At 64.2% G+C, this 20,644-nt stretch carries 20 protein-coding genes; 18 read left to right on the top strand and 2 right to left on the bottom strand.

What is annotated here, in order from left to right; translation table 11 throughout:
* Positions 1-28 precede the first annotated feature (28 nt).
* The 14 genes from ABG82_RS25855 (at position 29) to ABG82_RS25790 (ending at position 14,432) form a co-directional block, all read left to right on the top strand.
* On the top strand, positions 29-1,447 hold the full coding sequence (locus ABG82_RS25855) for an aldehyde dehydrogenase family protein (protein ID WP_043076164.1): 1,419 nt from the start codon (positions 29-31) through the stop codon (positions 1,445-1,447).
* 55 nt (positions 1,448-1,502) lie between these two features.
* Positions 1,503-2,369 (top strand): SDR family oxidoreductase, encoded by an 867-nt coding sequence (locus tag ABG82_RS25850; RefSeq protein ID WP_043076165.1) that lies wholly within the window; start codon positions 1,503-1,505, stop codon positions 2,367-2,369.
* The gene (locus tag ABG82_RS25845; protein ID WP_043076166.1) at positions 2,366-3,331 is read left to right on the top strand and encodes an NADPH:quinone oxidoreductase family protein; all 966 of its coding nucleotides are present in this window, start codon (positions 2,366-2,368) and stop codon (positions 3,329-3,331) included. Before ABG82_RS25850 ends, ABG82_RS25845 begins: the two co-directional genes overlap by 4 nt.
* A complete protein-coding gene (locus ABG82_RS25840) occupies positions 3,331-3,777 on the top strand; it encodes a MaoC family dehydratase (RefSeq protein WP_043076167.1) in 447 nt (148 codons plus the stop codon). The genes ABG82_RS25845 and ABG82_RS25840 overlap by 1 nt, the downstream gene beginning before the upstream one ends.
* Before the next feature lie 361 nt (positions 3,778-4,138).
* Entirely contained in the window at positions 4,139-5,005 is an 867-nt protein-coding gene (locus ABG82_RS25835) for an MlaE family ABC transporter permease (protein ID WP_043076168.1), read from the top strand.
* 9 nt (positions 5,006-5,014) lie between these two features.
* Positions 5,015-5,875, top strand: coding sequence for an MlaE family ABC transporter permease (locus tag ABG82_RS25830; RefSeq protein ID WP_043076169.1), 861 nt, complete (start codon positions 5,015-5,017; stop codon positions 5,873-5,875).
* Between the two features lies 1 nt (position 5,876).
* Positions 5,877-7,400, top strand: a complete 1,524-nt coding sequence (locus ABG82_RS25825; protein ID WP_054173140.1) for an MlaD family protein — start codon at positions 5,877-5,879, stop codon at positions 7,398-7,400.
* Positions 7,397-8,449, top strand: a complete 1,053-nt coding sequence (locus ABG82_RS25820) for an MCE family protein (RefSeq protein ID WP_043076171.1) — start codon at positions 7,397-7,399, stop codon at positions 8,447-8,449. The genes ABG82_RS25825 and ABG82_RS25820 overlap by 4 nt, the downstream gene beginning before the upstream one ends.
* Positions 8,446-9,471 (top strand): MCE family protein, encoded by a 1,026-nt coding sequence (locus tag ABG82_RS25815; protein ID WP_043076172.1) that lies wholly within the window; start codon positions 8,446-8,448, stop codon positions 9,469-9,471. Before ABG82_RS25820 ends, ABG82_RS25815 begins: the two co-directional genes overlap by 4 nt.
* A complete protein-coding gene (locus ABG82_RS25810; protein WP_043076173.1) occupies positions 9,468-10,607 on the top strand; it encodes an MCE family protein in 1,140 nt (379 codons plus the stop codon). The genes ABG82_RS25815 and ABG82_RS25810 overlap by 4 nt, the downstream gene beginning before the upstream one ends.
* Complete coding sequence (locus tag ABG82_RS25805) at positions 10,607-11,800, top strand: MlaD family protein (protein ID WP_043076174.1); 1,194 nt, start codon at positions 10,607-10,609, stop codon at positions 11,798-11,800. The genes ABG82_RS25810 and ABG82_RS25805 overlap by 1 nt, the downstream gene beginning before the upstream one ends.
* Positions 11,797-13,155: an MlaD family protein gene (locus ABG82_RS25800; protein ID WP_043076175.1), complete on the top strand. Its 1,359-nt coding sequence runs from the start codon at positions 11,797-11,799 to the stop codon at positions 13,153-13,155. Before ABG82_RS25805 ends, ABG82_RS25800 begins: the two co-directional genes overlap by 4 nt.
* Positions 13,156-13,198: 43 nt before the next feature.
* Positions 13,199-13,939, top strand: coding sequence for a hypothetical protein (locus ABG82_RS25795; RefSeq protein ID WP_043076176.1), 741 nt, complete (start codon positions 13,199-13,201; stop codon positions 13,937-13,939).
* A gap of 13 nt (positions 13,940-13,952) precedes the next feature.
* Positions 13,953-14,432: a DUF456 domain-containing protein gene (locus ABG82_RS25790; RefSeq protein WP_043076177.1), complete on the top strand. Its 480-nt coding sequence runs from the start codon at positions 13,953-13,955 to the stop codon at positions 14,430-14,432.
* Between the two features lie 15 nt (positions 14,433-14,447).
* Here ABG82_RS25790 and ABG82_RS25785 read toward each other — a convergent pair whose 3' ends face one another.
* Positions 14,448-15,278 carry a tyrosine-protein phosphatase gene (locus tag ABG82_RS25785; RefSeq protein ID WP_043076178.1) on the bottom strand — a complete coding sequence of 277 codons (831 nt, stop codon included), beginning with the start codon at positions 15,276-15,278 and terminating at the stop codon, positions 14,448-14,450.
* Complete coding sequence (locus ABG82_RS25780) at positions 15,275-16,543, bottom strand: nucleoside permease (RefSeq protein WP_043076179.1); 1,269 nt, start codon at positions 16,541-16,543, stop codon at positions 15,275-15,277. The genes ABG82_RS25785 and ABG82_RS25780 overlap by 4 nt, the downstream gene beginning before the upstream one ends.
* 114 nt (positions 16,544-16,657) lie before the next feature.
* Here ABG82_RS25780 and ABG82_RS25775 point away from each other — a divergent pair, with 114 nt between their 5' ends.
* The 4 genes from ABG82_RS25775 to ABG82_RS25760 all read left to right on the top strand — a co-directional run bounded on the left by ABG82_RS25775 (position 16,658) and on the right by ABG82_RS25760 (position 20,644).
* A complete protein-coding gene (locus ABG82_RS25775) occupies positions 16,658-17,752 on the top strand; it encodes a phosphotransferase family protein (RefSeq protein ID WP_043076180.1) in 1,095 nt (364 codons plus the stop codon).
* Between the two features lie 47 nt (positions 17,753-17,799).
* The gene (locus tag ABG82_RS25770; protein WP_043076181.1) at positions 17,800-18,558 is read left to right on the top strand and encodes a crotonase/enoyl-CoA hydratase family protein; all 759 of its coding nucleotides are present in this window, start codon (positions 17,800-17,802) and stop codon (positions 18,556-18,558) included.
* Between the two features lie 242 nt (positions 18,559-18,800).
* Positions 18,801-19,733, top strand: a complete 933-nt coding sequence (locus tag ABG82_RS25765) for a class I SAM-dependent methyltransferase (protein ID WP_043076182.1) — start codon at positions 18,801-18,803, stop codon at positions 19,731-19,733.
* Between the two features lie 2 nt (positions 19,734-19,735).
* Complete coding sequence (locus ABG82_RS25760; RefSeq protein WP_043076183.1) at positions 19,736-20,644, top strand: SAM-dependent methyltransferase; 909 nt, start codon at positions 19,736-19,738, stop codon at positions 20,642-20,644.

The following is a 20,644-nucleotide window of genomic DNA, read 5'->3' as shown; positions in this document are numbered from 1 at the left end:
GCTGAGCCTGCTATCGAGAGGAACGGATATGACCACCGAGATCTCTACGCCTGCCGACCAGCACGCTGCGTCCGAGCCCTCACGCATCCCGGGGATCGTGCGGGGTCTGCGGGAGACGTTCGCGACCGGCCGCACTCGCGACTACCACTGGCGCAAGGCACAGCTTGTCGGCTTGGAGCGGCTGTTCTCCGAGAACGAAGCCGCCATCGCCACCGCACTGCACGATGACTTGGGCCGTTCCTCGGCGGAGGCCTGGATCGCCGATGTTGTCGGCTCGGTCGTCGAAGTTGTGTATGCCCGTAAGAATCTGCGCCGTTGGATGCGGCGCAAGCGGGTGCGCGGACTCCCGCTGGCGCAGCAGCCGGCGAAGGCCTGGTCGGTACCGGAGCCATACGGCACGGTCCTGGTCATCGGCGCCTGGAACTTCCCGCTGTACCTCACGCTGGGGCCGGTAGTCGGTGCACTGGCGGCGGGCAACACGGTGGCCATCAAGCCTTCGGAGATCGCACCGGCCTCGTCGGCGTTGATGGCCAAGCTCATTCCGCAATACCTGGACCCGCATGCCGTGGTGGTTGTCGAGGGCGACGGATTGGTCACGCAGGAGCTGCTGGCCCAAGGATTCGACAAGGCGCTCTTCACCGGCGGTACCGAGATCGGCAAGCGCATCCTGGAAGGTGCCGCGCCGCATCTGACCCCGGTCGCGCTGGAGCTCGGCGGCAAGTCGCCGGTCTACGTCGCGGCCGATGCCAACATCGAGGTGGCCGCCCGCCGCATCGGGTACATGAAGGGGCTCAACTCGGGTCAGGTTTGTCTGGCTCCTGACTACGTGCTCGTTGATGCGGCAGTTCGTGACGAGCTGGTGGAGAAGATCGCGGCCGCGTGGGCGGAGTTCCAGGCCGACAAGGAATCCAAGGGATTGCGGGTGGTCAACCAGCGGCAGTTCGATCGGCTGGTCGGGTACCTGGCGGCGACCGAGGGAGAGGTTGCGGCAGGCGGCGGTTCCGACGCTTCCGCGCTCACCATCGAGCCGACGATCGTGGTCGATCCGAGCGCGGACGAGCCTCTGATGCAGAACGAGATCTTCGGGCCGATCCTGCCGGTGCTGACGGCGGACTCGCTCGATGACGCCATTGACTTCATCAATTCGCGGCCGAAGCCCTTGGCGGCCTATGCCTTTACCGAATCGAAGAAGACGGGTAACCGGTTCATCGACGACGTCCCCGCGGGCGGCACGGTGATCAATCATCTGCTGTATCACGCCGTGATCCCGAACTTGCCGTTCGGTGGCGTGGGCGCCAGCGGTATGGGCGCCTACCACGGTAAGGCCGGTTTCGATGAGTTCAGCCATCTGAAGTCCACGCTGTACAAGAGCACCAAGATGGATCTGAAACTTCCGTACCCGCCGTACCTGGAGAAGAACCTGAAGCTGATGAAAAAGCTTATGTGACAAAGCTTTTAGTTTCACTCAACCCAATGAAGTGTCAAGTGAATAGGAGTTCTGCATGCCGGGAGTGCAAGACCGGGTAATTGTCGTGACCGGAGCCGGAGGGGGGCTGGGCCGCGAGTATGCGCTGACTCTCGCCGGTGAGGGTGCCTCGGTGGTCGTCAACGACTTGGGTGGCGCCCGCGACGGGTCCGGTGCCGGATCGGCGATGGCCGACGGTGTGGTCGATGAGATCAAGGCCGCCGGCGGCCGGGCGGTGGCCAACTACGACAGCGTCGCCACCGAAGAGGGTGCGGCCAACATCGTCAAGACCGCTCTCGATGAGTTCGGGGCCATTCACGGTGTGGTGAGCAACGCCGGCATCCTGCGGGACGGCACGTTCCACAAGATGACGTACGACAATTGGAATGCGGTACAACAGGTTCACCTGTACGGCGGATACAACATCACCCGTGCGGCCTGGCCGCATTTCCGTGAGCAGGGCTATGGCCGGATCGTGGTCGCCACCTCGACCAGCGGTCTGTTCGGCAACTTCGGCCAGGCCAACTATGGCGCGGCCAAGCTCGGCCTCGTCGGGCTCATCAACACCCTCGCGCTGGAGGGTGCCAAGTACAACATCCACGCCAACGCGATCGCGCCGATCGCTGCTACCCGCATGACAGCCGATATCGCCTCCGAGGCAGTGCTGGACCAGCTGCCGCCGGCATTCGTATCGCCGGTCGTCGGATACCTATGCACGGAGGAAAGTGCCGACAACGGGTCAGTTTTCGTGGTGGGTGGTGGCAAGGTGCAGCGCGTGGCGCTGTTCGAGAACGCCGGTGCCACCTTCGCCTCGCCGCCGACAGTTGATGAGGTCGCCGTGCGGTGGAGTGAGATCGAGGATCTCTCCACCGTCACCAAGGCCGGCCCCCCTTCGCTCGCATGAAAGCGATCCAGGCGCAGTCGCTGTCGGGTCCGGAAGGGCTGGTGTACACCGATGTGGAGACACCGGGCGCCGGCCCCAACGTTGTCATCGTGGACGTCAAGGCCGCCGGAGTCTGCTTTCCCGACTACCTGATGACCAAGGGTGAGTACCAGCTGAAAATGGAGCCCCCCTTCGTCCCCGGAATCGAGACCGCGGGGGTGGTGCGGTCAGCGCCCGAGGGTTCCGGCATCAATCCCGGCGACCGCGTGATGGCCTTCAATTTCATTGGGGGATATGCCGAACGTGTCGCGGTGGCGCCGTCCAACATCCTGCCGACGCCGCCACAGCTGGATGACGCCGAGGCCGTCGCGCTCATCGCGAACTACCACACCATGTATTTCGCCTTCGCCCGCCGGGGTCAGCTACGGGCGGGTGAGACGGTGCTGGTGCTCGGTGCCGCCGGTGGTATCGGGACCGCGGCAATCCAGATCGCCAAGGGCATGGGTGCCAAGGTCATCGCCGTGGTCAATCGGACTGCCGCAACAGAATTCGTCAAGAGTGTCGGGGCCGATATCGTGCTGCCGCTGGAAGAGGGCTGGGCCAAGGCCGTGCGCGAGGCGACCGGCGGTGTCGGCGTCGACATGGTGGTCGACCCGATCGGAGGACCCGCGTTTGACGATGCGGTGCGCACGCTGGCCTCAGAAGGCCGCCTACTGGTCGTCGGGTTCGCTGCCGGCGGGATACCGACGATCAAGGTGAATCGCCTACTGCTGCGCAATGCTTCGCTGATCGGCGTGGCTTGGGGCGAGTTCCTGCGCACGCATTCTGACTATCTGTATGAGACGCAGGCCGGGCTGGAAAAGCTGGTGGCCGAGGGGATGCGCCCGCCGGTGAGCGCGCGGATCCCCCTGTCGGAAGGCCGTCAGGCCCTGCAGGACTTCGCCGACGGCAAGGTGTACGGAAAGATGGTGTTGGTGCCGTAATGTCCAAGATCTTCAACGGAATCGACGAAATCACCACCGGCGAGGTGGGCACCAGTGACTGGTTGCTGATTGATCAGGAGCGCGTGAACACCTTCGCCGATGCGACCGGCGATCACCAGTGGATTCACGTCGACCCGGAAAGAGCCGCCGACGGTCCGTTCGGGGGCACCATCGCACACGGACTGCTCACATTGTCGCTGTTGCCGCACTTTCAGTTCGAGCTGATCCGCGTCGACAACATCTCCATGGGAATCAATTACGGCTACAACAAGGTTCGATTCATCAATCCCGTCAAGGTGGGATCGAGGCTGCGGGCCCGGGCCGAGGTGACCAACATCGAGCAGAAAGCGGGCGCAGTGGACGTGACCATCGTGACCACCGTTGAGATCGAAGGTGCCGACAAGCCAGCCTGTGTGGCGGAGTCGATTTCGCGCTACATCGCGTAACCAATTCGGGGTGGCGCCGCGGTGACGGGTGCAGGGCATGTCGGCCTGTACCCCACCAGGCGTAGTAACAGCAAGGTGGCAGATGTGATATCCATTCTTGCCCAATGAAATCGCGACCTGCGATTTGTCAATGGTTTAGACACCGCCCAGTACAGGGTGGCGAAAATCTCATCGTGATCTACGACGATGTGTACATCACGTCAGTCAGGTGTTATGTTACTGCTCAGTTCGGGCCCTGCTTTCTCTGTGACCAGCGAAGATAGTGGGCCCGAGAGGTTTGGACGAGAGGGCATCACGTGGGTCAGCCAGCACGCGGACGTGTTGCCCTGGGGCATTCGATGCGTTCGGTGGTGAGCGCCCGATGACCACATTCGAGGGAACAAGCCCAGCGCGGCCGGCCACACCGTCGCGCGACGCCGTCTCGGGTGCCCTTAAAGAGTACGTACGCAAGCACCCCGTGCAGGCGGTGGAAACCGCGGGCAGCCAGATCGTCCTCGGTGTGCGGACGATGCAGTACATGTTCACGGACATCGCTCAGCGTGCCTTCCCCTGGCGGGAGTTCATCCACCAGGGCGCGTTCATGGCAGGCAGTGCCGTGGTGCCGACGCTGCTGGTGGCCATCCCGATCGGCGTTACGCTCTCAATCCAGTTCGCTCTGTTGGCGGGCCAGGTCGGTGCTTCCTCGCTGGCGGGCGCGGCAAGTGGTGTCGCGATCGTGCGGCAGGGCGCTTCGCTCGTCGCCGCGGTACTGATGGCCTCCGCTGTTGGTTCGGCCATCACCGCCGACCTGGGGTCGCGGACCATGCGCGAAGAGATCGACGCCATGGAAGTGATGGGCGTATCGGTGATTCGGCGTCTGGTCGTCCCGCGTGTCGCCGCCGCCGTCCTCGTGGGTGTCGGGCTCACCGGTACCACGTGCTTTGTGGGCTTCCTGGCGAGCTACTTGTTCAACGTCTACTTCCAGCACGGAGCACCCGGAAGCTTCGTGGCGACCTTCGCCTCGTTCACCCGGGTCGACGATCTGGTCCTGGCGTTGCTCAAGGCAATCCTCTATGGACTCATCGTGGCGATCGTCGCCTGTGACAAGGGCCTGACCACGAAGGGCGGACCGGCCGGTGTGGCCAACTCGGTCAATGCCGCGGTCGTCGAGTCGATCCTGGTGCTCATGCTGATCAACGTGCTCGTCAGCCAGGTCTACGTCATGGTCTTCCCCAGGCACGGAATATAGGGGCGCACCGTGACCATCTCTACCTACCGCCCCAAGGGCGTCCAGCCGATCATCGACGCCGGGCATCGGATCGCGCAGTCGATACGCCGGCTCGGACACATGCTGGCCTTCTTCGTGGAGGCCATCGCGTCCATCCCGAACGCTCTGCGCTACTACTCCAAGGAGTTCTTTCGGCTACTGGCCGATGTCACCTGGGGTAATGGCTCGTTGGTCACCGGCGGCGGGACCGTCGGTGTTGCCGCGGTACTGGGCGCGACCATCGGTGCCCTGATCGGTATCGAGGCCTACAACCTGCTGAACATCATCGGCCTGGGGCCGGCCACCGGATTCATTTCCTCGCTGGTCTCGACACGCGAGTTGGCGCCCGTGATGGCGGCCCTCGCGTTCGCGATGCAGGCCGGCTGCCGCTTCACCGCGCAGCTCGGTGCGCAGCGCATCAATGAGGAGATCGACGCGCTGGATGCCCTGGCGATCCGGCCCATCCCGTACCTGGTCACCACCCGCCTGATGGCCTCCACCGTCGCCGTGGTTCCGCTGTACCTGCTGTGCCTGGTGATCAGCTACATCACCTGCCGCCTCCTGGTTGGAATCTCCAGCGGCGGATCGATCGGCGGTGCCTACAACCACTACTTCACCATGATGCTGAGCGGCACGGATGTCGTGTACTCGGTGATCAAGGCCGTCGTGTTCGTGTGGATTGCCTCGACCATTCAGTGCTACTTCGGATTCAACGCCTCGGGCGGGCCCGAGGGCGTGGGTGTGGCCGCCGGGCATGCGATGCGCGCGGCCATCACCGTCGTGATCATCGTGAACATGCTTCTCACCATGGCGTTGTGGGGAGTCGATGCCGGCGCAAGGTTCGGTGGTTGACGTGAGCGGTGGTTCGTTCTCGGCAAGCGGTCGTGGCTGGTCCGATCGTGCCCTGCTGTTGGCAGGCATTGCGGTGCTGGCGATCTTGGGCCTGGTGACCGGACTGTTGCTCGCCAAGTCCAAGGGTTATCTGGAAGACACCGTCCAGGTCAACGCGCAGCTCATGAACGTCGGTGACGGGCTGCCCGAGCGTGCCGACGTGAAGTTCCGCGGCATGCTCGTCGGCGCCGTCACCTCGGTGACGCCCGCCGAAGACGGCAAGCCGAACATCGTGCACATCGACCTGAAGCCCGAACACGCCAGTGGGATTCCCAGCACCGTCACCGCCCGGGTGGTCCCGAGCAATGTGTTCGCGGTGTCTTCAGTGCAGCTGGTAGACAACGGAGACGGCGCCCCGGTCCGTAACGGTGCGGTGATCACCGAAGACACCAAGCTGCCGACCGTCCTCTTCCAGACCACCACCAACAAGCTGCGTGAGGTACTCGCCGCCACCGAACGGCAGCGGGGCGACCCGCCCGTCGGTCTGATCGGCGTGTTCGGCGAGGCGACCCAGGGCCGCGGCGACAAGCTGCTCAGTTCCGGGGCGCGGCTGCGGGCAATCCTCACCGAGTTCAACGCCATGGTCACCGCTAGCCCCAACGATCCGTCGACGATCGCGGCGCTGGAGAAGGTGTCGGATGCGCTGAGCTCCACGTCGCCGCGACTGCTGGACAATCTGGAGAACGCCCTGGTGCCGCTGCGCACCCTGGCGCAGAAGAAAGATGATGTGCGCGGCTTACTTTCGGCAGGGTTGCACACCACCGGGACCACCGCGACCGCCATCGACAACCACATCGACCAGATGATCGGTATCGGCACCCACCTGACCCCGGTGGTCGGTGTCCTCGCGCAGAACGCCGACAAGTTCGTCCCGATCGGAACGCGGGTTCGCGCATTGTCTGACGCCGCATTCGCCAACGGCTGGGATCCCGGCCGCCAGGTCATCGGCCTGAACCTCATCCTGTCGTTCAGCCCGGCCTGGACTTACGTGCGTGATGACTGCCCGCGGTACGGCGAGTTGGCCGGACCGAGCTGCACCACGGCACCCGAGACCCGCCAGTGGATCGACATTCCCGAGGTGTTGCAGCCCGGCAGCTACAAGCCGCCGCCGGACATCGCTCCGCCGGCGGGGACGATGTTCCCGCCGCCCGCCGCCGACATCATGTTGCACGGCGCGGGTCCCAACCCGCAGGAAGTCGACAGGGCCGCGAACCCGGTGCTGCCGCCGTTCGGTCCGCCGCCCAACCCGGCACCCGCCGGCGTGGCGCCGGCGTCGTTCGGCGGAAACGTCGGACCGGTGGGTAGCGCGGTCGAGCGCGAGCAGCTCGGCAAGGCGCTGGGCGGCGACGCGAGCACCTCGCAGCAGCTGCTCCTCGGCCCGGTGGCCCGCGGAACGACGATCTCGGTCAGCCGGGATGAGCCGGCCGCCGATGCGGGCCAACCCAATTCGGTACAGCCCAACGCGGCCCAGGGAGGCGGACGATGAAGAACTTCCGGGCCGCGGCGATCGGACTGTCGTTGTTCGTCGTTTTCGCGATCGGCGTGACGACGCTGGTCTACGGCACCCTGCGCCGTGACACCACGGGCTCGACCAAGAACTACACCGCGATCTTCACCGATGTCACCGGCGTGCGTGTCGGTGACGATGTGCGCATCGCGGGTGTACGGGTGGGGCGTGTTGACTCGATCGAGCTGGATGGCTCACTCGCCAAGCTCAAGTTCCGGGTCAAGAGCAACCAGAACCTGTACGGCAACACGATTGTCGCCGTCACCTACCAGAACATCATCGGTCAGCGCTACATCTCACTGTCCCGCGGTATCGACGGCAGCCCCGAGCGGCTGCCCGAAGGCAGTGTCATCCCGGTGGAGCGAACTGAACCGTCCTTTGACGTCGGTGCGCTGCTCAACGGGTTCGAACCGCTGTTCACCCTCCTGGACCCGAAGCAGGTCGACAACCTGTCCAATGGACTCATCGATGCGTTCGCCGGTGACCGCGGTGCGTTGGCCCACGTTGTCGCGCAGACCACCGAGATCACCAAATCCTTTGCCGGGCGCGATCAATCGCTGGGCCAACTGATCGACAACCTCAACACCGTTCTCGACAATGTCGCCAAGCAGAATGACAACCTGGACCAGCTGGTGATTCAGGGCCAGAACGTGATCGGCGAGCTGGACGACCGGCGCCAGAGCCTGGTCTCCTCGATCGGTTCGGCAACGCACGTGGTGAGCCGCATCCAGACCATCGGCGACAATGTCTACCCGCAGATGCAGGAACTCGTCTACCGCGAGCCGGGTACCGCCGCGCACATCCTTGCCAACAAGGATCAGTTCGCCTTCCTGGGCTCCAACCTGCCGCTGCTGCTCAAGGGCCTTGCTCGCACGACCCAGGATGGCGCGTACGGCAACTCGTACGCGTGCCAGCTGAACATCAACGGATTCTTCCCGGGCCTCAACGATCTGGTGCCCGAAATCGTCAGGCGCGCCACTCATGGCAATGTCGCGAAGTACACACCGAAATGCCGAGGGATCGAATGAGCCCCCGTGAACGCAAGCTAGAGGATCGCAGCAAGTTCTGGATCGGCATGATCGCGGTGGGTGTTGTCACCGCGATCATCGGGTCGATGCTGCTGTACCGCCAGATCGGTTTCGGGTACACCCGGTACCAGGCCGAATTCGCGCAGGCCGCCCAGCTCAAGAAGGGCGACTACGTCAGTGTCGCCGGCGTTGACGTCGGCGAGGTGAAAAGCGTTGTGCTCGACGGCACCAAGGTGCTGGTCGACATGCGGGTGCGCGATGAGGTGAAGCTGGGCGCCGAGACGCAGGCCGCGATCAAGACCACCACACTGCTGGGTTCTCGCTACATCGAGCTGCGGCCCCGTGGCGCCGGGGTGATCCCGAACAAGCGAATCGCGTTGTCGCACACCGAGGTGCCCTACGACCTGCAGGCGCTGCTGGCCGATACCGCGGCGACCTACGAGCAGGTCGACGCGACGAAGCTGGCCCAGTCGATTGACATCCTGGCCAAGCAGCTCGAGGGGCTGCCCGAGGCGCTGCCCGAGGCCATGAGAAATCTGAAAGAGCTTTCGGGGATCGTCTCCACCCGGCGCACTCAGATCGGTGAGCTGCTCAAGAGCGCGTCCACCGTCACCGCGACACTGCACCGGCAGCAGGCCAACCTCGGGCACCTTGTCTTCCAGGGCCGCGACCTGTTGGGAGAGTTCGTATCCCGCAAGGCATCGTTCCAGCGTTTGATGGCATCGATCACCAAGGTCGTCGATCTGCTGAGCAAGGTCGTGGTCAAGGACCGGCCGGCCTTCGAGAAGCTGTTGCAGCAGCTGCGAGATGTCACGGCAATGGCCAGCGATCATGACGACTACATGCGAAATCTGCTGCAGATCCTGCCCGTTCCGCTGCGTAACTTCACGAACGCGACCGGCTCGGGGTACTCCATGGGTATCAACCTGACCAACGGTCTGATCGTGGATAACTGGATGTGCGCCATCAGTAGCCGCGCGCAGCAGTGGGGCATGATCGAGTACTTCAAGGACTGCGCATGAGCATCAACGTGACCCAGCAGGGTTCCAAGGCGCGCCGGGTGTTCATGGTTGGCGTGGTATCGGTACTGGTCGTATTGGCGTTGGTCGGCGGCTACTTCGGCCTGCGCAAGGCCGGAGTGGTGGACGACAAGATCACCGTCACCGCCCAATTCGATGAAGGTTCCGGCCTTTTCGTCGGCAACGTGGTGGAAGTGCTGGGCCTGCCGGTAGGGGCGATTGAATCTGTCGAGGCCAAGGGCACCTATGTCGAGGTCAAGTTCAACGTCGACAAGGACGTCAAGGTCCCGGCGAACGTCATCGCCGCCGCCTTCACCAGCTCGGTGCTCACCGACCGGCACGTCGCGCTGAGTCCGCCCTACACCGAGGGCCCGGTACTCAAGGACGGCGACCTCATTCCGCTCGATCGCACTCGTACACCCGTCGGTTTCGACCGGGTGTTGGCCACCGTCGACAAGCTCGCCTCGGCGATGAAGGGCGACGGGAAGGGCGGCGGTCCTGCCGCCGATCTGGTGAACATCGGGGCTCAGGCCGCCGCGGGTAACGGCGAGCAGGTCAAGACCGCTCTCGACGAGCTGTCGAAGGCACTGAAGATGACCACCGATGGCGCCGAGACCAAGGACCAGCTGACCACGATCATCAAGAGCGTGAGCTCGTTGGTCAACGCAATGAACGAGAACGACAAGGCAATTCGACAGTTCGGCTCGGCCGTGCACGGGACCGCCGACGTGCTCGCCGCCGAGCGTTTCGGCACCGGGAACACCGGCCGCAAGGCCAACGAAGCCCTGAAGAGCACCGCCGAACTCCTCGATAAGAACCGAGACGTCATCAAGGGCCTGCTGGGCAACAGCAACGTCACCCTGCAGACGTTGAGCGACAACCAGCGTGAGCTCAAGGAGACACTGGACTTGTTGCCGTTGCTGCTCGACAACGTCGACCGGTCGATCGATCCGGTCAACGGGTCGCTGCGCCTGCATCCGATGCTGGACAAGCTGCTTTTCGAGAGCCAGTTCACCAAGGACATCTGCAACCTGATGGGTCTGCGGCAGCTCGGATGCAGCACCGGAACGATGGCCGATTACGGTCCCGACTTCGGGCTGACCTACATGCTCGACGGCATGGCCAGGATGGGGCAGTGATGCGCGCGTCGAAGATTTCGAAGATCAGGCTCGTGGCGCTGGCCGCTGCCGGGGTTCTCGCCGTATCTGCCTGCACCCCACCGGGACTCGACAGCCTGCCGCTGCCTGCCCCCAACATGGGTTCGCAGTCGTACAAGCTGACTGCGCGATTCGCCAACGCGCTCAACCTGCCGGCGAAGGCGAAGGTGCGCCTGGGCGGCGCCGACGTCGGGGAAGTCGAGTCGATGGACGCCGTCGACTACGTCGCAGTGGTCCAGTTGCGCATCCGCGAGGGTGTGCGGCTGCCCGTCGGGACCACCGCGCAGCTGCGTACCGCGACCCCGTTGGGCGATGTCTTCGTGGCTGTCACCCCGCCGGCGACACCGAGTGGTCAGCTCCTCAAAGACGGCGGCACATTGGATCTGGACAACACCTCGTCGGCCGCGACGGTCGAGGGCGTGCTCGCCTCTGCGGCGGTGCTCGTCAACGGTGGTGTGATCCGGAACCTGACGCACGTGGTGAACGGACTCGGAAAGTCCTCGGGCGGTAACGGCAGCAACGGCCTCGTGTTCGGCGACATCGTCAAGCAGTCCGATCAGCTGATGGGCACCCTCAACGGCCGGTCCACGCAGATCCAGAACTCGTTGGACAAGACCTCACAATTGGCCTCGACACTCTCGGCGCGGGAGAAGACGATCAACGACCTCTTGGAAGCCGGCGCGCCGGCCCTGAAGGCGATCGATCCTCACCAGGTGACCGACCTCGCGAACACCGCCGGTCACATCTCTGATCAGCTGGCCAAGTTCCCGTCGATCCAGGGCACCGACAGTCGCAGCATGATCACCGATTTCAACACGATCGCGCGTGGGTTCAACGACGTCACGGTCAGCCCGGACACCAGCCTGGTCGCGCTGAACCGGTTGCTGCCGATATTGATCAAGGCCAACGCCGGTAGTGCACTGGCCGTCGACGCCAACATGGCCAAGCTGGCGCTGGGTAACTGGCCCGATGCCGGGTACAAGGGCGACCCGACCTTCCACGGCCCCAAGCAGGCTGACTGGGGCTACCTCGTCGGTAGCTTCAAGTACTCGCTGTACAGGCTGCAGGAACGTGTCGTGGGTCAGGGACCGAATCCCCCGGCACCAGCACCGGCCGCCCAGCCGGAACCACAACCCGCACCTGCTCCCGCCCCCGAGCCAGGACCCGGCCGATGAGCGCCCCCGTACAGTCCGGCGGCGTGCTGGAATCTGCTTCCAGAGGATTGTTGGCCATCGGCGACGTCTTCAAGCGCAGCTGGAAATGGCTGTCCATTGTCGGCCTGGTGGCGATCCTCGTCATCTGCGTCGGCTACGTGATGTTCGGGACGTTGAAGGTCAACCCCATCGAGTCCGAGTATCAGGTGAAGGTGCAGCTGCACGAATCAGGTGGGTTGCTGCCCAATCAGGAAGTGACGCTGCGCGGGGTACCGATCGGCCGTGTGGAATCGGTCAACCTGGAGAAGGGCGGCGTGGTCGCGACCGCTTCGATCAACGGTTCGGTGAAGCTGCCGGTCGACAGCGAGATCCGCGTTTCCGGCCTGTCGCCCGCGGGTGAGCAGTACCTCGATTTCCGGCCGACGACCAATAACGGCCCGTTCTTGGGGAACAACAGTGTCGTCGCGCTCGGCCAGGCGACCACTCCGATAACCCTGGCGCAGGTGCTGGCTGATTCTGACGGCCTACTGGCGCAGCTCGACACCAAGAAGTTGAGCACCCTGCGCAAGGAGCTGGGTGTCAGTGCGCAGGGCCCGGAGAAGCTCGCCGACATCCTCGATGGCGGCACCTTCCTCATCACCACTCTCGATGGCGTGCTACCGGAAACGGTGACGCTGCTGAAGTCCAGCAAGGTGACCTTCTCGACGCTGGTAGACCTCAATTCGGGTCTGGATGCCACCGGTCAACAGTTGGGCAGCACTTTCGCCGGACTGAAGAAGATGGACGGCGGTTTCCGGACGCTGCTCGGGCGGGCTCCGCAGACCCTGCACAGTGTGGACAACCTCTTCACCGACAACTCGGACACGATGGTGCAATTGCTGGGCAATCTGGCCACCGTGGCGCAGCTGAACTACCTGCGCGTCCCTGCCCTCAACGCGCTGTTCCCGGGGCCCGAGGTGCGCGGATCGATGCTGGAGAGCGCCGCGTCGATCTTCCACGACGGTGCCGTCTGGGCGCTGGGTGATCTGCTGTACCCGCGGCCCACGTGCGATTACGTGACACCGCGTAAGCCGGTTTCGGACGCCAGCTTCTACGAACCGGCGTTGTACTCCACGTACTGCGCCAACCCCGATCCGGCGATGCTGGTGCGTGGCGCTCGCAATGCACCTCGCCCCGCGGACGACGACACTGCCGGCCCGCCGCCCAACGCGGATCTGGCCAAGGTGTCGGACCCGACGCCTCGGGGTAAGTGGAGCGTCCCCACGCCGTATGGTGGACCGCAGTGGCCCCTTCCGATCCCCGGCGATGCACCGTTGCCTCCCGACGCGCCTGCGCCGCCGCCCGGTTTCGGTAATACTCCACCTACCGGACGCTAGGCACCCGGACAGGCACCCCGTAAGACGCGCAAGGAGCACAACCATGGCAGACGACGCTGCCGACAAGGACGCCAAGAACACCGACGCCAAGAACACCGATGAGTCTGCGGTGACTCCGGACGCGGAAAAGGCCGAGTCGACGGAAGCCACCGCGGACGAAGTCGCGGACTTCGACGCGGAGGTGTCTGCGAAGGATGCCAAGGACAGCCCGGATGCTCCGGATGCCAAGGACACCGACGAGTCCGACGAATCCGATGACGAGGACATCAGCCTCGAACCGGATGAAGAGGAGCGCCCGAAGGGCATCACTGGGCGCGACTGGGCTTTGACCGCGGCTGCGGTGGTGGCTATCGCAATCGTCGCGGCGGCGGTCATCATCGGGCGGCTCTACGAGGAACAGCGCATCGAGGACCGGTCGTCTCGTGAGGCGTTGGCGGCGGCGCAGGAATTCGCCAACATCATGATCAACGTGGACAGCGCCAAGCTCGACGAAAGCTCCAGTAAGACGTTGGACAGGTCCACGGGTGACTTCAAGAAGAAGTACTCGGAGTCCAGCACCACATTGCGTCAGGTCATGATCGAGAACAAGGCCAAAGCAACGGGTGTCGTTGTGGATTCCGCGGTGAAGTCGGCGACGCCGGACAAGGTCGAGGTGCTGCTGTTCATCGATCAGGCCGTATCAAATGTCGCGATCCCCGATGCACGCATGGACCGCAGCCGCGTTCAGATCACGATGCAGAAGGTCGACGGCCGCTGGCTTGCCAGCGATGTCGAACTGACCTAAGCGCTCTTATCCGATGAGTGTCGGCGGGCTGCTGCTGGTGGCACTGGGTATCGCCATCGGCATGGTCGGCATTGTGGTCCCGATGGTTCCCGGTACCGGGCTCGTGGTCCTTTCCATTGGGGCGTGGGCGCTGGTCGAATCGACAACGAAGGCCTGGGTGGTGCTGGGCATCGTGGTGGCATTGGCCGCCGCGACCATCGTGGTGAAGTACGTATGGCCGGCGGCGCGGATGCGTGAGGCAGGTGTGCCCACGCTCAGCCTGGTGCTGGGCGGGATCGCCGCGATCATCGGCTTCTTCGTGATTCCGGTGGTGGGCCTGGTGATCGGTTTCGTGCTGGGCATCTACCTCGCCGAGTTCATCCGGCGCCGCAGCCAAGGGCAGGCATGGGCGGCGACGGTGACCGCGGTGAAAGCGGTGGCGACCTCGATCGGTATCGAGATGGTGGGGGCCATGGTATCGGCAGGCATTTGGCTTGGGGCCGTGTTGGTTTGACCTACTCGGCAGATCCTAGGTAAGCGCAGAGCGCAACGCCGTCAAGCCCTCGGCATCCACTCCGGCTGCGTTCAGCATCGCCTCGGGTGACCCGAAAAGGTTTGCGACTTCACGGAATCCGGTTTCGAGGTATTCCTCGCGCACTCCCAGCACCTCGTCGGAGAGCATGGCGGCCATGGTCTGGGCGAGCTCGGGCTCGGCCGCCTCCATCTGAGCGGAGATATGGGCCCGCATCGCACCGATAGCCGCATTACTGCGCAGGTAGTCGGCGGCGATATCCGCGTAGCCGATACCGACCGAACTCAGCACCAGTCCAACGAGAAGGCCGGTTCGATCCTTACCTGCCGCACAGTGCACTAAAGCCGTTGCACCGCTGGAGAGTTGATCGGCGACCGCCCGGAGTGCGACCAGGGTGCCGGGAAGTTCGGGGAACCGCCGGTACTCGGCCAGCATGAACTCCACCTGCGACGCCGGGTCCGGGCCGCGGCCCGCAGTCATGCTGGCGAGCATCATCTGCCGGTAGGCGATCTCGTGCGGCGCGCGTTCCTCGCCTGCCGCCGGGGTGGCGAACGGAACCTCGTGCACCCGGATTCCACCGTCCACTCTGTCCGACCCGGTGCGGGCGATCTCGGTGGGGCTGCGCAGGTCATACAGGTCGGTGACACCGAGGCCGCGCAGCGTCTGGGCGCCGGTCGGGGTCAGACCGCTGAGCTCCGAGGACCGGAAGAGCACCCCGGGCCGGATGGTGACGGGGGAATCCGCTCCACCGACGTCCCGGAAGTTCCAAATACCCTCGACGGGATTGTCTGCGGAGGACGCCGTCGACTCGGCGCTGGAGATCGTCACACCCCCACGGTAGCGGTCTGCTTTTCGGCGATGTTCTCACCCGGTTCGGGGCGGAACAGCACGAAGAACGCGACCGCGACCACCAACGCGTATCCGGCGAAGCTCAGCCAGATGCCGTGCCAATCCTTGCTGCTGTCGGGATAGGTGAAGAAGTGCTCGATGACCGCTCCGCTGATGAGGCTGCCGAGCATGGCGCCCACCCCGTTGGTCATGAGCATGAACAGGCCCTGCGCACTTGCCCGGATCGTGGGGCCGCACTGATCTTCGACGAACAGCTGTCCAGAGACATTGAAGAAGTCAAAGGCCATGCCGTAGACGATGCAGGACAACACGATCATCCAGAGCCCGTCGCCGGGATTGCCGTAGGCGAAGAGGCCAAATCGGAGTGTCCACGCCACCATGCTCATCAGCATCACCGTCTTGATTCCGAAGCGGCGCAAGAAGAATGGAATGGCCAGAATGAACAGGGTCTCGGAGATTTGCGAGATGGACATGATGATGGCCGGATGCTCGACCGCGAAGAGGCCCTGGTATTCCGCGACGTTGGCGAAGTCATGCAAGAAGGTGTCGCCGTAGGCGTTGGTGAGCTGCAGCGCGCCACCGAGCAGCATTGCGAAGAGAAAGAACACCGCCATCGTGCGGCGACGGAACAGCGTGAAGGCGGTGAGCCCGAATCTGTCGGCGAAGGTGCCGCTGTGCGCACGATCTAGCTTCGGAGGGCATGCGGGCAGGGTGAACGCGTACAGACCGAGGATGACTGCCGCCGTGCCGGCCACATAGAACTGGCCGGCCGAGGTTTCCAGGTTCAGCAGACTCACGGTGTGCAGTGCGGCGATGAATCCGATGGTGCCACACACGCGGATCGGCGGGAAGTTGATGACGGTGTCTTTGCCCGCGTCCTTGAGTGCGTTGAACGCGACCGTGATGGCCAGCGAGAGCGACGGCATGTAACACAGCATGTTGAGCAGCAGAACCCAGAAGAAGACGGTAGGGCTTGTCACCAGAGGCAGGCTGAAAAGCGCCGCTGCGCCGCCCAGATGCATGATGCCGTAAAGCTTTTCGGCGTTGATCCATTTGTCGGCGATCACACCCATGATGGGCGGCGCGAGAATCGCGGCGATGCCCATCGTCGAGAAGGCGGCACCGAAGTGCGCGCCGGACCAATGTTTGTTGTTGAACCAGTACGCCCCGAGCGTCAGCAGCCATGCTCCCCACACGAAGAATTGGAGGAAGTTCATGACGACGAGGCGGACAGAAAGGTTCATCGGCTTCTCATACTGGAGGACATCGGCCCAGTTGGCAGCGCAACCGAGTGGTGAATAGGCAAAGAATGTCCCCGCCCCTCGCTTGCGGTATATGTCGTCAGGTAAACATGACCCATGCACAAGGATGTGTCTTCTGGCTCTGACGGCGCCACCGGTGATGCGGCATCCCTGGATGCCGACGCCATTCCCGCGAGCCTGCTGCAGTACCTCGGCCGGAAGCTGGGGGAGGAGGTCAGTGTCCGGCGGCTTTCGGCGGGGCATTCGAATCTGACCTACGTGGTAACGGGAACCTCTGGTACGCAGTGGATTATGCGGCGCCCGCCGTTTGGCCGTCTGCAGGCGGGTGCGCACGATGTGATGCGCGAGTATCGGGTGCTCGACGCCCTCAGCGCCGCGCAGGTGCGGGTGCCGCGCGTGACCCTGGCCAGTACCGATGCCGAGATCTTCGGCGCCCCGTTCTATCTGATGGAGCGGCAGGAAGGCGAGGTGATCCGGGACGTCTCGCCGGAGTGGTTCGTGGGTCCGGCCCGGCGTGAGCTGGTGCTGGATCTGGCGGTGGCTCTGGCCGAGATCCACAACGCTGACCCGACGCGGTTGGTGGAAGCCAAGTTGGGGCGTGAATCCGGTTACTTGGCTCGGCAATTGAAGACTTGGGGCGGGCAGTGGGAGTCCATCAAAGAACTGCCCACCGGTCGCGATCTGGAGGATCACACGGCCATCACCACGTGGCTCACGCAGAACTATCCAGGGGACCGTCCGGCGGCGGTGGTGCACGGCGACTACAAGTTGGACAACGTGCTGGTCGATTCGGCAACGGCGCGGATCACCGCGGTGCTGGACTGGGAGATGGCGACCGTCGGCGATCCGTTGGCCGACCTGGGATATTTGCTGTACATGACCCCCGAACCCGGCGGTGAAGTCGCGATGTCCGAACTCACCGGATCGGTGACCGCCCAGGAGGGCTGCCCGTCGCACGCCGAGATCGCCGTGGCCTACCGCCAGGCCCGCACGGGCGATCAAAGCTATTGGACACCAGAAGATTTGACCTACTACCAGGTGCTGGGCGGGTGGAAGCTCGCCACCCTGCTGGAGGTGTCGTATCAACGGCATCTCGCCGGAACCACCGACGATCCGTTCTTCGCCGAGCTGGATGAGGGCGTCCCCCGACTACTTTCGGTGGCCCGCAGCCTGATTCCGGCCGCTGATTAGCATCAAGAAACAAAATCATCCGCTCACTCACTACGCAGAGGAATGCAATGGCCGACGAAGTCCTGATCGAACAGCGTGACCGTGTCCTATTGATCACCATCAACCGTCCGGACTCGCGCAACGCGGTGAACAGGGCCGTCAGCCAAGGGCTCGCGGCTGCCGCGGACCAGTTGGACAGCTCCGATGATCTTTCTGTCGCCATCATCACCGGTGCGGGCGGAAACTTCTGCGCTGGAATGGATCTCAAAGCATTTGTGAGCGGCGAGGCAGTGTTGTCCGAGCGGGGTCTCGGTTTCACCAACGTGCCGCCGCGCAAGCCGATCATCGCCGCGGTTGAAGGGTTCGCACTGGCGGGCGGTACCGAGCTGGTGCTGTCCTGCGATCTTGTGGTTGCGGGTCGCAGCGCCAAGTTCGGCATCCCCGAGGTCAAGCGCGGGTTGGTGGCGGGTGCCGGCGGCCTGCTGCGTCTGCCGAACCGGATTCCGTACCAGGTGGCCATGGAGCTGGCGCTTACCGGAGAGTCCTTCACCGCGGAGGACGCCGCCAAGTACGGGTTCATCAACCGGCTCGTCGACGACGGGCAGGCCCTGGATACCGCGCTGGAACTGGCCGCCAAGATCACCGCGAACGGTCCGTTGGCCGTGGCAGCCACCAAGCGGATCATCATCGAGTCGGCCAGCTGGGCGCCCGAGGAAGCCTTCGCGAAACAGGGTGAGATCCTGATGCCGATCTTCGTGTCCGAGGACGCCAAGGAAGGCGCGAAGGCGTTCGCCGAGAAGCGCGCACCGGTCTGGCAGGGCAAGTAACCCCCCACCTGTTCCCGCGAGCGCGACGTTGTGCACGCCATTCTCGGCGTGTTTCGGGGCGCAACGCCGCGCTCGCCGGGGTGGGTGACGGGGACGCCAGATGCCCCGAAAAGAGACCAGTGGCACTCCCAGCCAATCGGCGTACTGTAGTTAGTTGTGCGAACTTGTCATAGGTAAAACGCCTTGACCTGCACATTTAAATGTACGCACGCCTGACATGCGCATTTGATGGGAGACCTGCCGTGACCAGAACCGACGGTGACACCTGGGACATCGTGACGAGCGTGGGCGCCACGGCGCTCATCGTTTCGGCGATGCGCGCGATCGAGGCCCGAAAGCCTGATCCGCTGGCACGCGACGACTACGCGCAGCATTTTGTTGCCGCCACCAAGACGGAGGCGCCGATCTTCTCGGAGGTGCTGGAGGACCCCGCGGCCGCCCAGGAACCCGATATCCAGCTGTTCTCGAGCTACCTCGGCGCGCGGACCAAGTACTTCGACGAGTTCTTCCTGGCTGCCGGTGACGCCGGTGTCAGGCAGGCGGTGATCCTTGCGTCCGGTCTCGATGTACGTGGGTACCGGCTGCCCTGGGCCGACGGCACCACGGTCTACGAGCTAGACCTCCCGAAGGTGCTCGAGTTCAAGAAGCGGGTGCTCGATGAGCACGGTGCGCAGACCACCGCGACGGTCCACGATCTGCATATAGACCTGCGTGACGACTGGCCGGTAGCGCTCAAGGCGGCGGGATTCGACGCCACCCGGCCCACGGCATGGCTGGCCGAAGGCTTGCTGCCCTTCCTTCCAGGCGCGGCACAGGACCTGCTGTTCCAGCGCATCGCCGAACTATCCGCGCCCGGAAGCCGGGTTGCTGTAGAAGATTTCGGCGCCCCGGGCAACCAGGCGGACCGCATGTCGAACGCGATGGAAAACGAAGAGGGCGCGCTCCAGCGGATCTTCAAGAGCATCGTCGAGGACGATGCGGCTCCCTCGAGTCTGTGGTTCGGCGATGAACGTGAGGACCCGGCACTGTGGCTCACCAGTCACGGATGGACAGTCGAGGCCACCACGGCCGGTGAACTGCTGCAGCGGTACAACCGGGCGCCGCTGGCAGGCGAGCATGAGCTCACCGACGCCATCGGGCAGAGCCGCTACTTCACCGCGGTGCTCGGCGCGTAGGCATGGTGCGTTCCGAGGGAGACTCCTGGGACATCGTCACCAGCGTCGGCCATACGGCGCTTGCGGTGGCAGCCGGACGGGCGCTCGATGCGAGGCTGGATCCACCACTGGCACATGACGATCACGCGGCGGCGTTCGTGGCGGCCGCGGGCGCGCCCGAGCTGGCTGCTGCGGTCGCCGCCGGAGATATGACCAGCTCGGCGGCGTTCAACGCTCAATGGGTGGGCGTGCGGACGCGATTCTTCGACAACTTCTTTGCCGACGCCGCCGGCGCCGGTGTGCGGCAACAGGTGATTCTGGCCGCCGGATTGGATTCGCGCGCATACCGATTGCCGTGGCCCGCGATTACCACCGTCTTCGAATTGGATCAGCCGAAGGTGCTGCAGTTCAAGGAAGAGGTCTTGCGGCGGTCCGGGGCACAGCCGAGCGCCAGGCGGGTGCCGGTGGCGGTTGACCTGCGCGAGGATTGGCCTGCCGCCTTGCGGGTGGCGGGTTTTGACGCGGGCCAGCCGACGGGGTGGATTCTGGAGGGCCTGTTGCCCTATCTGCCGGGTGCGGCACAGGACGCGCTCTTCGAAAGGTTGAACGTGTTATCGGCGCCCGGTAGCTGGGTGGCCGCCGAGCTGGGTCCGGAACCCGGCGAGCTGGATCGCCTCGCGTCTTCCATTAAGACCGCCGTCGACGACACCAGTGACGGTGGGACACAACCGAATCTGCGTGACCTGTGGTTCGACGACCCGCGGGCGGATACCAAGGCCTGGCTGGGCGGGCATGGCTGGACGGTGACCCCGGCCAACCTGGTAGAGGCGGCGATCACCTATGGGCGGCCACTTCACGACTTGCCACAAGCATTTGAAACATTCCTGAGCACCAAGTTTTTCACCGCTGTTCGAGACCATCCGAGAGGCTGA

The sequence above is a fragment of the Mycobacteroides immunogenum genome, assembly GCF_001605725.1.
Taxonomy (GTDB): domain Bacteria; phylum Actinomycetota; class Actinomycetes; order Mycobacteriales; family Mycobacteriaceae; genus Mycobacterium; species Mycobacterium immunogenum.
Note: the sequence above shows the minus strand (reverse complement) of the source record. Positions and strands in the feature narration are given on the sequence as shown.

What these genes read in the sequence shown, in the direction of transcription:
- ABG82_RS25820 (WP_043076171.1), top strand. Translation starts at nt 7,397, where the DNA reads ATGAAGAACTTCCGGGCCGCGGCGATCGGACTGTCGTTGTTCGTCGTT.
- ABG82_RS25800 (WP_043076175.1), top strand. Translation starts at nt 11,797, where the DNA reads ATGAGCGCCCCCGTACAGTCCGGCGGCGTGCTGGAATCTGCTTCCAGA.
- ABG82_RS25845 (WP_043076166.1), top strand. Translation starts at nt 2,366, where the DNA reads ATGAAAGCGATCCAGGCGCAGTCGCTGTCGGGTCCGGAAGGGCTGGTG.
- ABG82_RS25810 (WP_043076173.1), top strand. Translation starts at nt 9,468, where the DNA reads ATGAGCATCAACGTGACCCAGCAGGGTTCCAAGGCGCGCCGGGTGTTC.
- ABG82_RS25855 (WP_043076164.1), top strand. Translation starts at nt 29, where the DNA reads ATGACCACCGAGATCTCTACGCCTGCCGACCAGCACGCTGCGTCCGAG.
- ABG82_RS25770 (WP_043076181.1), top strand. Translation starts at nt 17,800, where the DNA reads ATGGCCGACGAAGTCCTGATCGAACAGCGTGACCGTGTCCTATTGATC.
- ABG82_RS25775 (WP_043076180.1), top strand. Translation starts at nt 16,658, where the DNA reads ATGCACAAGGATGTGTCTTCTGGCTCTGACGGCGCCACCGGTGATGCG.
- ABG82_RS25805 (WP_043076174.1), top strand. Translation starts at nt 10,607, where the DNA reads ATGCGCGCGTCGAAGATTTCGAAGATCAGGCTCGTGGCGCTGGCCGCT.
- ABG82_RS25850 (WP_043076165.1), top strand. Translation starts at nt 1,503, where the DNA reads ATGCCGGGAGTGCAAGACCGGGTAATTGTCGTGACCGGAGCCGGAGGG.
- ABG82_RS25835 (WP_043076168.1), top strand. Translation starts at nt 4,139, where the DNA reads ATGACCACATTCGAGGGAACAAGCCCAGCGCGGCCGGCCACACCGTCG.
- ABG82_RS25760 (WP_043076183.1), top strand. Translation starts at nt 19,736, where the DNA reads ATGGTGCGTTCCGAGGGAGACTCCTGGGACATCGTCACCAGCGTCGGC.
- ABG82_RS25840 (WP_043076167.1), top strand. Translation starts at nt 3,331, where the DNA reads ATGTCCAAGATCTTCAACGGAATCGACGAAATCACCACCGGCGAGGTG.
- ABG82_RS25795 (WP_043076176.1), top strand. Translation starts at nt 13,199, where the DNA reads ATGGCAGACGACGCTGCCGACAAGGACGCCAAGAACACCGACGCCAAG.
- ABG82_RS25790 (WP_043076177.1), top strand. Translation starts at nt 13,953, where the DNA reads ATGAGTGTCGGCGGGCTGCTGCTGGTGGCACTGGGTATCGCCATCGGC.
- ABG82_RS25815 (WP_043076172.1), top strand. Translation starts at nt 8,446, where the DNA reads ATGAGCCCCCGTGAACGCAAGCTAGAGGATCGCAGCAAGTTCTGGATC.
- ABG82_RS25780 (WP_043076179.1), bottom strand. Translation starts at nt 16,543, where the DNA reads ATGAACCTTTCTGTCCGCCTCGTCGTCATGAACTTCCTCCAATTCTTC.